The sequence below is a fragment of the Streptomyces sp. NPDC090108 genome, from assembly GCF_044747185.1.
Taxonomy (GTDB): Bacteria; Actinomycetota; Actinomycetes; order Streptomycetales; family Streptomycetaceae; genus Streptomyces.
Genome location: NZ_JBIVDQ010000006.1, coordinates 362,226 through 374,716, shown reverse-complemented (window position 1 = coordinate 374,716; position 12,491 = coordinate 362,226). Strand labels below are relative to the sequence as shown.

The following is a 12,491-nucleotide window of genomic DNA, read 5'->3' as shown; positions in this document are numbered from 1 at the left end:
GACGTGGTCAGAAGCCCTTCTTGACCTTGAACGACCACAGGCCCTTGGCCGGGCTCTTGCCGTCACCCGTCTCGATGGTGATGGTGTTGGTGGTGCCCTGGGTGCCGTACTGCTCGCTGAAGAACGCGCCGCTCGGCATCGACCGGTAGGTCTGCTTGCTGACGTCGCTGAAGGGACGGCCGTTGACCAGGATGATCCAGCCGTCGTCGGCGATCTTCGGGTCGACGCCGATGCGGACCGTCTCGTCCTGGCCCAGCTCGATCGTCTTGGCGTCGCCGGCCTTCTTGGCGCAGTCCTTCAGCGACGCGGCGTCGAGCGCCTTGCCGTCGTTGTAGCAGAGTGCCTCGGAGTTGACCGAGCTGTCGCCGACGGTGACGGTGGCGACGGGCGTCGGCTTGTCACAGGCCGACAGAGCGAGCAGCCCGGCGGAAACGGCACCGGCGACGGCGACGGCGCGGCGGCCTCGCGAGGCGGATTGCAGCATGGTCATGGCCGAAGGCTATCGGGCGGTCCACAGCCGCCGCCCACGTGGGGTGCGGCGTGCCCGGTTCGTTACGCCACCCGCGCCCGGGGACGGCCGCCGTGCCGTGCGGAGGCCAGCAGGCCGCGCAGCGTGGCGGCCCAGCCGAGGGCCACGAACGCGGCGCCCACCGCGAGGCCCAGGGTGCCGTTGAGGGGCATCACGATGCCGACCGCGCCGCCGAACACCCAGGCCATCTGCAGCAGCGTCTCCGAGCGCGCGAACGCCGAGCTGCGCACCGCCTCCGGCACGTCGCGCTGGATCAGCGCGTCCAGGGACAGCTTGGCCAGGGCCTGCGCGAAACCGGCCACCGCGGCGAGGCAGGTCACCAGGAGGGCCCCGAAGAACACGGCGGCCACGATCGCGGTGCCGAGGACCACCGCGACCACGGTCACGATGATGACCTCGGGGGCCTTCGACCTCAGCCACGCCCCGACCGCCGTGCCGAGCGCGTTGCCCGTGCCCGCCGCCACGCCCACGATCCCCAGGGAGACCGCCGCGCTCTCCCCGGTCAGCGGGTGCTCGCGGAGCAGGAACGCGAGGAAGAAGATCAGGAAGCCGGACAGGCAGCGCAGGGCCGCGTTGGCGCCGAGGGCGTGGGTGACGGCGGGGCCGACCGTGCGCAGTCCCGGGCGCCGGCCCGGTTTCGGCCCCGCCCCGTCCGGCTGGTCGTCGGCCGCGAGCAGCGCCCGGTCCTCGCCCTTGGCGGAGTCCACCACGGGTGGCAGGGAGAAGGACAGGAACATCCCCGCCACGAAGATCACGAAGGCGCCGTACAGCGGCCAGGGGTCGCCCACGGCGTGCAGTCCCGCCGCGACCGGCGCGGCCACACCGGTGGCCAGCAGCCCGGCGAGGGTGACCCGGGAGTTGGCCTTCACGAGCGAGAAGGCCGGCGGCAGCAGCCGGGGCACGACCGCGCTTCTGACCACGCCGTAGGCCTTGGAGGCCACCAGCACACCGAGCGCGGCCGGATACAGCTCCAGGCTCCCGCTCGCCACGGCACCCGAGATGACCAGGGCGAGCAGCGCGCGGGCCAGCATCGAGCCGGCCATCGCGGCGCGCCGGCCGTGCGGCAGCCGGTCGAGCAGGGGGCCGATGACGGGGGCGAGGACCGTGAAGGGTGCCATGGTGATGGCCAGGTAGAGCGCGACCCGGCCCCTGGCCTCGTCCGTGGGCACCGAGAAGAAGACGGTGGAGGCCAGCGCCACGGTGATCATGACGTCGCCGGCGCCGTTCACCGCGTGCAGTTCGATCAGCTTGCCCAGGCCCGACTCGCCCGCCCCGTGCGCGTGCGTCGCCCTGCGGATCCCCCGGGCCGTTCCGGTCACCGGGAAGTGCAGGGCACGCCCGACCGTGCGGACGGCACCGCCGACCCGGCCCGAACCACCACCGCTTCCCCTGTCCGCGGCTGCCACGTGGTTCATAGTGCCCCGAGAGCCTCTCCGATACCGCGATTTCGGCCCCGGCCGGACCGAATGCCCCCGCCGCTTCCCCCGGCTCACCCCCTTTCACTCCCCCGGCGGGCACCGCCGGGACAGTGCCCCGGGCCGCCCGGAGACACCCTTCCGGCGGCGGCCGCTGACCCGCCCGGAGCGGCCCGGTCCACGCTCCGGGCGGGCCGGTGGTCGGGTGGGAAACGTCGCCGCGAAGCGGCGGACTGTCCCCCACCACCGGCGACGGGGTAGCGTGCGTATCTCAGCCATAACGCAGAATGGATGGCAGAGGTGCGCCCGAGCGCGATCGGACGCGGACGTCGATGCGGCCCACAGGTCCGCTCCGTCCGCAGAACCGCTTCACCGCCGGAGGCATCCGTACTCGTAGACGGCGTAGGAGAGAAGCGATACCCGTGAGCGCAGCGACAACGCGAAGCCGCACCCCCGACCGCCTGTGCGCCGAGGCTGTCGACCTCGCCCGCGCCGCAGCCGAGGAGGCCGCCGCGCCCGGCGTGGTCGGCGAGCACGTCGGCGTGCTGGTGGACGGCGACCGTGTTGTCACGCACTTCTTCGAGTGCAAGGAGATGGGCTACCGCGGCTGGCGCTGGGCGGCGACCGTGGCCCGTGCCTCGCGCGCCAAGCTGGTGACGCTCGACGAGGTCGTGCTGCTCCCCGGCCCCGACGCGCTGCTCGCCCCCGAGTGGGTCCCGTGGAGCGAGCGGCTGCGCCCGGGCGACCTCGGTCCCGGCGATCTGCTCCCCACCGACCAGGAGGACCTGCGCCTGGAGCCCGGCTTCACGGGCGAGGAGGAGCCGCCGCCGAACTCGGTGCTGTCCCAGGAGATGGCCGACCTCGCGGAGGCGGAGGACGCCGACGTCACGCCCGGTGCGCCCGCCGCGCAGCAGACGGCCCCCACCCGCGGCTCCATCGCGGCGGTGGCCGCGGAGCTGGGCATGCGGCGCGCCCGTGTGCTGTCCCGCTACGGCCTGCACGTGGCGGCGGACCGCTGGGAAGAGGCGTTCGGCCCGAAGACCCCGATGGCCCAGGCCGCTCCGGCCACCTGCGCCAGCTGCGGTTTCCTCAACCCCATCGGCGGCTCCCTCGGCCAGGCCTTCGGTGTCTGTGCCAACGAGTTCTCCCCGGCCGACGGCCGCGTGGTCTCCCTGGCCTACGGCTGCGGCGCCCACTCGGAGGCCGCGGTCATGCCGAAGCCCCCGCAGCCGGCCGAGCCGGTCGTCGACGAGACCCTCGTCGACCCCTTCCCGCTGCGCCCCGCCCGCGACTCGGGCTCGGTCCCCGAGGCGGGCGACGACGCGACGGCGGAGCTGGGCCACTCCTGACGCCCGGAACCCCCGGCTGACCTCCCGGCGGCACAGCCGTACGCCACGGAAGGCCGCCGCCGCTCCGACCGGAACCGGAACCGGCGCCCCCGGTACCCGGTCGGGCCCGCCCTGACCGGGGAAGCCCCTAGGGGGCGTCTCCCCGAGCCGCGCCATGAGGCCGACCTCGACCGCGAGCCCCGCCCTGCCGACGGCCGCGCCGCCGCACGGTGGCGGCCCGCACGGCGCCCGGGGCGTGGCCGTCCGCTTTCGTCCGTCAGGTCGGCGTGCCCGGGGGCGTCGTACGCCTCCCTGTGCCGGTCGCGTCGTCGCGGGCGCGGCGTCGGTCCGGACGGCGGCCGGGTGTGGCCGTGTCCTCGTGGCCGCGGGCCCGACCCGCCGTCAGGCCGGCGGGCCCGCGCCGCCGTCGCGGCGTACCGCTTCGCGTGCTCGCCGCGCGGCCGCGTGCCCACGGGGCGGTACCTTCGTCCTCAGCCGATGAGGAGAGTGAACGTGAGCAAGTACGTCCGGCCGGCCGCCGAAGGCGCCGACCCCTTCGGCACCGCCCGACTGCGCCGTGGCGTCCTCGACGCCTGGGCCACCAGCCCCGCCCGCTTCCGCGAGGACGCCAACGCGGAGGAGGACCTGGTCCTCGGCGGCTACCGGGACCGGCTCGTGGTCGAGCTGGCGCAGAACGCCGCCGACGCCGCCGCGCGCGCGAAGACGCCGGGGCGGCTGCGGCTCACCCTCCGCGACGGCGTGCTGGTGGCCGCGAACACCGGCGCCCCGCTCGACGCGGCCGGCGTCGAGTCGCTCTCCACGCTCCGCGCCTCCGCCAAGCGCGAACGCCACGACGAGCACGCAACGGTCGGCCGGTTCGGTGTCGGCTTCGCGTCCGTCCTCTCCGTCACGGACGAGCCCGCGCTCGTCGGGCGGCACGGGGGCGTGCGCTGGTCCCTCGCCGAGGCGCGCGGCCTGGCCGCCGACACCGCCCGGCACAGCCCCGGCCTCGGTGACGAGGTGCGCCGCCGCGACGGACACGTGCCGCTGCTGCGGCTGCCGTTCGCCGCCGAGGGCTCGGCGCCCGAGCCGTACGACACCGCCGTCATCCTGCCGCTGCGCGACACGGCCGCCGCCGACCTCGCCGAGCGCCTCCTGCGCGCCGTGGACGACGCTCTGCTCCTCGCCCTGCCGGGACTCGAGGAAGTGATCGTGGAGGTCGGCGACGCGGCCCCCCGCGTCCTGCGCCGCCGCACCGAGGACGGCGTCACCGTCGTCGAGGACTCCAGGGACGGCACGACCCGCTGGCGCACCGTCACCGCGCACGGGCCGCTCACCCCGGAACTGCTCGCCGACCGCCCGGTCGAGGAGCGCCTGCGTCCGCACTGGTCGGTGACCTGGGCCGTGCCGGCCGACGCGCAGGGGCGGCCGGTCCGCCCCCGCACCAGCCCCGTCGTGCACGCGCCCACCCCGAGCGAGGAGCCGCTCGGTGTGCCCGCCCTGCTCATCGCCTCCTTCCCGCTGGACACCACCCGGCGGCACGCCGCCCCCGGCCCGCTGACCGACTTCCTGGTGCAGCGCGCGGCCGACGCCTACGCCGAACTGCTCGCCGCCTGGCGCCCGGTGACCGACGGCGCCGTGGACCTCGTGCCCGGACCGCTCGGCAAGGGCGAACTGGACGGTGCGCTCCGCCAGGCCGTCCTGGAGCGGCTTCCCCGGACCGCCTTCCTGCCGCCCGCCCTCCCGGCCGAGGGGGCCGAGAACGCAGAGAACGCAGAGGGCACAGAGAACGCAGAGGGCGGGGAGTACGCCGAGGACGACGGGGGACTGCCCCGGGCGCTGCGTCCGCGCGACGCCGAGGTGGTGGAGGGCGCGGGTGCGGAGACCGTGCGCGTGCTCGCCGAGGTGCTGCCCACCCTGCTCCCCGCGGGGCTCGAACGCCGGCCCGAGCTGCGCACCCTCGGGGTCGCCCGGATCCCGCTCGCGGACGCCATCGACCGGCTCGCCGGCCTGGAGAAGGACCCGCAGTGGTGGTGGCGGCTCTACGACAGCCTCGCCGGGGTCGACCCCGACCGGCTCTCGGGGCTGCCGGTGCCGCTGGCCGGGGGCACCGGTCAGGGCTTCGGCGCCGGGGGAGCGCGCACCACCATCGGCCCCCGCCAGGTCCTGCTGCCCACCGCGGGCTCCGCTCTCGACCTGGACGTCCTGGCCCGGCTCGGGCTCAAGGTCGCCCACGAGGACGCCGCGCACCCGCTGCTGGAGAAGCTGGGCGCGCTGCCCGCGACCCCGCGCGCGGTGCTGACCACCCCGCAGGTGCGGGCCGCCGTCGCCGCCTCGCTCGACGACGAGGGCGGGGCGCTGTGGGAGGAGGACGCTCCGGACGCCGAGGAACTGGCCGACGCCGTCCTCGCGCTCGTCCGTGACGCGGGCCTGGAGCCGGGCGAGGAGCCCTGGCTCGGCGCGCTCGCGTTGCCCGACGAGGACGGCGAGCTCGCCCCGGCCGGCGAACTGGTCTTCCCCGGCAGTGCCTTCGCCCGGGTGATCCGTGAGGGTGAACTCGCCTCCGTGGACGCCGAGCTGGCGTCCAGGTGGGGCGAGCAGCCGCTGACCGCCTGCGGCGTCCTCGCGGACTTCGCGCTCGTCCGTGCCACCGACGTCGTCCTCGACCCGGACGAACTGGAGCCCCGTGAGGGCGACTTCGCCGAGCCGGACGACGCCGGACTGCTCGACGCGGTCGACGTGTGGTGCGAGGACATCCTCGACCGCTTCCCCGACAGCCCCGTGCCGCCGGTCGCCACCGAACTGGTCGCCGTGCGCGACCTGGACCTGGTCGACGACGACCACTGGCCCGAGGCTCTCGCCCTGCTCGCCCGTCCGCCGCTGCGCGACGCCCTCACCCAGCCGGTCCGGATCCTGCTGCCCGACGGCACCCACGAGGTCGTACGGCCGTACACCGCCTGGTGGCTGCGCGGGCACCCCGTGCTCGACGGCCGCCGCCCGGCGGGCCTGCTCGCGGCCGGCGGCGACCCGCTGCTGCGCGGTCTGTACGACGAGGCCGACGCCACCGGGTTCGGGGACGAGCAGGTGCTGCGCGCCCTGGGCGTGCGCACCTCGGTCGCCGCCCTGCTGGACGAGCCCGGCGGCGCGGCCGAACTGCTGGACCGCCTCGCGGACCCGGAACGGACCGTCACCGCACCCCAGCTGCACGGCCTGTACGGCGCGCTGGCCGGTCTCGACCCGGAGCAGGTGACCCTGCCGGAGGACGTGCGGGCCGTGCTGGACGGCGAGGCCGCGGTGGTGGACGCCGCCGACGCGGTGGTCGTCGACTCGCCCGACCTGCTGCCGTTCACCTCCGGTGTCCCGCTGCTGCCCGTCCGCCCGTCGCGGGCCGCCGAGCTGGCCGAGCTGTTCCAGGTGCGCCGGCTGAGCGAGTCCGTCACCGGCGACGTCTCCTCCGAGGGGTCCGAGCACGACGTGCCGGAGCCGGTCCGGGTGCTGCTCGGCCCGAGCACGCCCGCCACCTACGTCGAGCACGAGGAACTGGTCGTGGACGGCACCGGGATCGACTGGCGGCTCACCGGCGACGGGGTGCTGCACGCGGCCACGCTGGAGGGCGTCGCCGCCGGTCTGGCCTGGGCGGCCGGTCAGTGGCCGCGCCGCTTCGAGGTGGCCGCCCTGCTGGAGGACCCGTCCCGCACGGAGGAACTGGCCCGGGACCGCTGGTTCGACTGACCTCGGGCGAGCCCGCCGGACCCTCGCCCGGGGCCCTCGAAAATTTTTTCACCGAATTCGCACAACCCCTGCAACTGTTTCCCCTCGTGCTCTGTCTGATCAGTTGGAGTCACCGGACTCCCTGGTCACTTTGCACGCAGGGGAACACATGCACATGCGAGTCGTCGGAGCCGCCGTCACCGGTGCTCTGGCTCTGACCACCTTCGCCGCCACCGCCGCTCACGCGGACGAGATCCACGGGGACACCAAGATCTCGAACGTCGTGGTGAACGGCGGCAAGTCCGTCGTCGCCGGCGCGACCGGGAGCAAGACCTTCAGCGTCTCGTTCACGGTCACGGACAACTCCGGTGTCAGCTTCGGCCAGGCGATCCTGTACCACGGCACGGACATCGACAACGCCGACAGCGGTGCCGTCGCGAACACCTCCGACGGCCGGTCCAAGTGCACCAAGACCTCCGCCACCACGTCCGACTGCACGGCCACGTACACGGTCGCGGGGCGGCAGAACCTCATCAACTCCGTGGCCGGCACCTGGAAGGTCTGGGCGATCGCCCAGGGCAAGGACAACAACTACGTCCAGCGTGACAACGCCAAGTCGTTCCAGGTCCAGCGTCTGTCCAAGCTGACGGCCGACGCGGCGCCGGAGCCGGTGAAGAAGGGCAAGACCCTCACCGTCACGGGCGCGCTGACCCGCGCCAACTGGGACGCCGCCAAGTACTCCGGGTACGGCACCCAGTCGGTGCAGCTGCAGTTCCGCAAGAAGAGCTCCAGCAGCTACACCACGCTGAAGACCGTCAAGACGGACTCCAAGGGCAACCTGAAGACGACGACCACGGCGACGGCGGACGGTTACTACCGCTTCGTCTTCGCGGGCAACTCGACCACCCCGGCGGTCAGCGCCGCGGGTGACCTCGTCGACGTGCGCTAGTCCGGCGTGACACGGTCCGGGAAATCTCCCGGATCACTCGTACAACCATTCGTCCACTGCACGGGTCTGATCGTTCGAGTCACCGGACTCAACGATCACTTGGACCTCGTGTCCATCTTTCTCCACTCGGGGGAACGCATGCGTATTCGTGTCACCGTGGCCGCCGTCTCCGGCGCCCTGGCCCTGTCCGCCCTCGCGGCGCCGTCGGCCCTGGCCGCGGATTCCGGCTCTTCCCACAAGCTGGACCTCCTCAAGACGGCTCAGGCGGCCATCGGGCACACCGCCTCCGGCAAGAGCTCCTTCAGCGGCGCGGCCGCCGATGAGGCTCCCGTGCTGGACGCGACCTTCTCCAACTTCAAGATCGCCAAGGCGATCAAGGTCGGTACGACCAACCACGTCACCGCGGCGGCCTCGTACACGATCACCCACGGTGCGGACGTGGACGTCACGTCCGACGACTTCATCACCATCCCGGCCCTCTACCGGGGCTCCTTCGACGAGCCGGACAACGTCCTTGTTCCGCAGAACGAGCCTGGCGTCTGCAAGGTGGTCTCGGCCACTGTCGCCAACTGCAGCGCGAAGATCGACATCTACCCGCTCGACGGCGATCTGATCAGCTCGGACGCGGGCACCTGGCACGCCGCCGGGATCGCGGCGAACTTCGACGAGAACGACCCGGAGAACTCGCCGGAGGTCGTCCAGGGTTCCCTCGGGACCACCCTCGTCCAGCGCGTCTCGCGCCTGACGGTCAACGCCTCCCCGGAGCCGGTGAAGAAGGGCGCGACCATCACGGTCACCGGTGCCCTCACCCGCGCCAACTGGGACGACAACAAGTACCACGGTTACACCGGCCAGTCGGTGCAGCTGCAGTTCCGCAAGAAGAGCTCCAGCACCTACACCACCGTCAAGACCATCAAGACGGACTCCAAGGGCAACCTGAAGACCACGGTCAAGGCCTCGGCCGACGGCTACTTCCGCTACAACTTCGCGGGCACCACGACCACCCCGGCGATCGTCGCCGCCGGTGACTTCGTCGACGTGAAGTAAGCGGTCCCGCAGTACCCGCAGTACCCGCAGTGTCCGGCCCCGGAAGCAGCCAGCTTCCGGGGCCGGAAACGTTTCTTCAGGCGTGTTCCATGAACGGGCAATGCGCAGTCAAAATCCGGCCACGCGGGACGCCGCTCGTACAACTTTCCGCATCCGTCGCGGATCTGATCATGCGAGTCGACCGACTCACCACTTACTTCTCCCATCAGGGAACACACCTATGCGCATCCGTGCCACCGTGGCCGCCGTCACCGGCGCCCTGGCCCTCTCCGCATTCGCCGTCCCCGCCGCGCAGGCGGCCACCACGGCCCCGGACGTCACCTTCTCCAACGTGAAGGTCAACGGCGGTGCCGCCGTCAACCTCGGTGCGACCTCCTCGGCCACGCTCAAGGTGACCTACACCGTGACGCACCCCTCCACGCAGTCCATGAGCGGTGTCGAGACCGGCCCGGTGCTCTACCGCGGGGCCTCCGTGTCGGACCCCGACACCGGCATCTCCCCCGACGGCCCCGGTACCTGCACCACGGTCAACTCCACGACCCTGAACTGCTCGGACACCATCACCCTCAAGGCCTCCGAGCTGTACAACTCGGACGCCGGCACCTTCACGGTGGGCGCCTTCGCCTACGACACCAAGAGCGACGCCGAGAAGGACCAGGGCAGCCTGGGCACCCTCCCCGTCCGCCGCTTCTCCAAGCTCACCACGGACGCCGCCCCCGAGCCGGTGAAGAAGGGCAAGACCCTCACCGTCACCGGCACGCTGACGCGCGCCAACTGGGAGGACGGCAAGTACCACGGCTACACCGGCCAGTCGGTGAAGCTGCAGTTCCGCAAGGCCGGCACCACCACCTACACGACGCTCAAGACCGTCACCACCTCCTCCACGGGTGGCCTGAAGACGACGGTCACGGCCGGCTCCGACGGCTACTACCGCTACAGCTTCGCGGGCACCTCGACCACCACGGCGGTCTCCGCCGCGGGTGACTACGTCGACGTGCAGTAGCAGCAGATCCCGGTGACGCCGCACGCACGGCGTCTCACACCGGGAAGCGGCGGCCGACCCATCTCCACAGGAGTTCCAGGGCGGCCGCCGCCACCACCGCGATCCCCACCGCCGTCCACGGCATCGTGACACCCACCAGTTTCAGCGCGAAGAAGCGCTGCAGGGCCGGCACGGCGAGGACGAACAGGAACGCCGCCGCCATCGACGCCACCAGCACCACCCGCCACCAGGTGTACGGGCGGGCGATGATCACCAGGACCCACATGGAGATCAGGAACAGCGTCAGGGTGGCCGCGCTGGTCTCGGCGTCCAGCGCTCCCGGACCCGTGTAGTGGTGCCGGGCGAGCAGATACGTCGCGAACGTCGCCGCCCCGGCCAGCACGCCGCCGGGTATCGCGTACCGCATGACCCGCCGCACGAAGTGGGGCCGGGCGCGCTCCTTGTTGGGGGCGAGCGCCAGGAAGAACGCGGGGATGCCGATGGTCAGCGTGGACAGCAGCGTCAGATGCCGGGGCAGGAACGGGTACTCCACCTGCCAGCACACCACCAGCACGGCCAGCAGCACCGAGTAGACGGTCTTCACCAGGAACAGCGTCGCCACCCGGGTGATGTTGCCGATGACCCGGCGCCCCTCCCCGACGACGGAGGGCAGCGTGGCGAAGCTGTTGTTGAGCAGCACGATCTGCGCCACCGCCCGGGTCGCCTCCGAGCCCGAACCCATCGAGACACCGATGTCGGCGTCCTTCAGCGCGAGGACGTCGTTCACCCCGTCGCCGGTCATCGCGACCGTGTGGCCCTCGGACTGCAGCGCGCCGACCATCTCCCGCTTCTGCCGCGGGGTGACGCGCCCGAACACGGTCGCCTCGGCCAGTGCCCGGGCCATCTCCGGCCGGTCCTCCGGCAGCCGCCGCGCGTCCACCGCCGCACCGCTCAGCCCGAGCTTGGCCGCGACCGCACCGACGGACACCGCGTTGTCACCGGAGATGACCTTGGCCCGGACGTCCTGGTCGGCGAAGTAGCGCAGGGTGTCGGCGGCGTCGGGACGCAGCCGCTGCTCCAGCACGACCAGGGCGGTGGGGCGGGCGCCCCGGGCAGGCTCGGACGCCTCCAGGTCGCGGGTGGCGCGGGCCAGCAGCAGCACCCTGAGACCCTGCTCGTTGAGCCGCCCGGTCTCGGCCAGGGCCGGGTCGTCGGGGGCGAGCAGCACGTCGGGGGCGCCGAGCAGCCAGGTGCTGGTCTCGCCGTCGCCCTCGCTGAAGGTGGCCCCGCTGTACTTGCGGGCGGAGGAGAACGGCAGCGACTCCACGCAGCGCCAGTCGTCGCTGTCGGGATAGGCGTCGATGATGGCCTGGAGCGAGGCGTTGGGGCGCGGGTCGGACTCGCCGAGGGCGCCGAGCACCCGGCGCACGTACGCCTCGTCGGCCCCGTCCAGCGTGCGCAGGCCGGAGACGTCCATGCCGCCCTCGGTGAGCGTGCCGGTCTTGTCCAGGCAGACGGTGTCGACGCGGGCCAGGCCCTCGATGGCGGGCAGCTCCTGCACCAGGCACTCCTTGCGGCCCAGCCGGATGACACCGATGGCGAAGGCGACCGAGGTGAGCAGCACCAGCCCCTCGGGGACCATCGGGATGATCCCGCCGACCGTGCGCGCCAGGGCGTCCTTCAGGTCGTTGTTCTTCACCACCAGCTGCGTGACGACCAGGCCGATCGCGGCCGGGACCATCATCCACGTCACGTACTTGAGGATGGTGGAGATGCCGCTGCGCAGCTCGGAGTGGACCAGGGTGAAGCGGGACGCCTCCTCGGCGAGCTGGGCGGCGTAGGCCTCGCGGCCCACCTTGGTCGCCCGGAACGCGCCGCCGCCCGCGACCACGAAACTCCCCGACATCACCGGGTCGCCGGGGCGTTTGACGACCGGGTCGGCCTCGCCGGTGAGCAGGGACTCGTCGATCTCCAGCCCGTCCGCCTCGACGACCACCCCGTCGACGACGATCTTGTCGCCGGGGCCGGTCTCCACGAGGTCGTCCAGGACGATCCGGCCGGTGGCGACCTCGGTGGATCTGCCGTCCCGGCGGACGGTGGGCCGCGCCTCCCCGATGACCGCGAGCGAGTCCAGGGTCTTCTTGGCCCGCCACTCCTGCACGATGCCGATGCCGGTGTTGGCGAGGATGACGAAACCGAAGAGGCTGTCCTGGATCGGCGCGACGAACAGCATGACCAGCCACAGCACGCCGATGATGGCGTTGAACCGGGTGAACACGTTCGCGCGGACGATCTCCCCGAGCGAACGGCTGCTGCGCACCGGTACGTCGTTGACCTGTCCCCGGGCGACGCGCTCGGCGACCTCGGCACTGCTCAGTCCCGGCGCCGGCCCCCCGGGCAGCGCGACCGGATGCACGGGGTCCAGTTCGGACCCCGCGTCGATGTGGGTCATGCATTCGACGGTACGTGGGGATGGGCGGCTTCACCTGCCGAGTGGCGGGAAATCCGGGTCGGACGAGGGGCGCCCCCG

General features: G+C 72.8%; 8 protein-coding genes. 5 read left to right on the top strand and 3 right to left on the bottom strand.

Annotation, left to right across the window (positions count from 1 at the left end):
• Nucleotides 1-7: 7 nt before the first annotated feature.
• Nucleotides 8-490 (bottom strand): DUF2771 domain-containing protein, encoded by a 483-nt coding sequence (locus tag ACIPRD_RS23245; RefSeq protein WP_356404647.1) that lies wholly within the window; start codon nt 488-490, stop codon nt 8-10.
• Nucleotides 491-552: 62 nt separating this feature from the next.
• On the bottom strand, nt 553-1,944 hold the full coding sequence (locus tag ACIPRD_RS23240; RefSeq protein WP_356404649.1) for an MFS transporter: 1,392 nt from the start codon (nt 1,942-1,944) through the stop codon (nt 553-555).
• 422 nt (nt 1,945-2,366) lie between these two features.
• Here ACIPRD_RS23240 and ACIPRD_RS23235 point away from each other — a divergent pair, with 422 nt between their 5' ends.
• The 5 genes from ACIPRD_RS23235 (at nt 2,367) to ACIPRD_RS23215 (ending at nt 9,982) form a co-directional block, all read left to right on the top strand.
• Nucleotides 2,367-3,293, top strand: a complete 927-nt coding sequence (locus tag ACIPRD_RS23235; RefSeq protein ID WP_356404651.1) for a DUF3027 domain-containing protein — start codon at nt 2,367-2,369, stop codon at nt 3,291-3,293.
• Nucleotides 3,294-3,785: 492 nt separating this feature from the next.
• Nucleotides 3,786-7,004 (top strand): sacsin N-terminal ATP-binding-like domain-containing protein, encoded by a 3,219-nt coding sequence (locus ACIPRD_RS23230; protein ID WP_401565586.1) that lies wholly within the window; start codon nt 3,786-3,788, stop codon nt 7,002-7,004.
• Nucleotides 7,005-7,152: 148 nt separating this feature from the next.
• On the top strand, nt 7,153-7,932 hold the full coding sequence (locus ACIPRD_RS23225) for a DUF5707 domain-containing protein (protein WP_356404655.1): 780 nt from the start codon (nt 7,153-7,155) through the stop codon (nt 7,930-7,932).
• Nucleotides 7,933-8,070: 138 nt separating this feature from the next.
• The gene (locus ACIPRD_RS23220) at nt 8,071-8,979 is read left to right on the top strand and encodes a hypothetical protein (protein WP_356404657.1); all 909 of its coding nucleotides are present in this window, start codon (nt 8,071-8,073) and stop codon (nt 8,977-8,979) included.
• A 220-nt stretch (nt 8,980-9,199) separates the two neighbouring features.
• The gene (locus tag ACIPRD_RS23215; protein WP_356404659.1) at nt 9,200-9,982 is read left to right on the top strand and encodes a hypothetical protein; all 783 of its coding nucleotides are present in this window, start codon (nt 9,200-9,202) and stop codon (nt 9,980-9,982) included.
• 34 nt (nt 9,983-10,016) lie between these two features.
• Here ACIPRD_RS23215 and ACIPRD_RS23210 read toward each other — a convergent pair whose 3' ends face one another.
• Nucleotides 10,017-12,413: an HAD-IC family P-type ATPase gene (locus tag ACIPRD_RS23210; RefSeq protein WP_401565582.1), complete on the bottom strand. Its 2,397-nt coding sequence runs from the start codon at nt 12,411-12,413 to the stop codon at nt 10,017-10,019.
• Between the last annotated feature and the right edge of the window lie 78 nt (nt 12,414-12,491).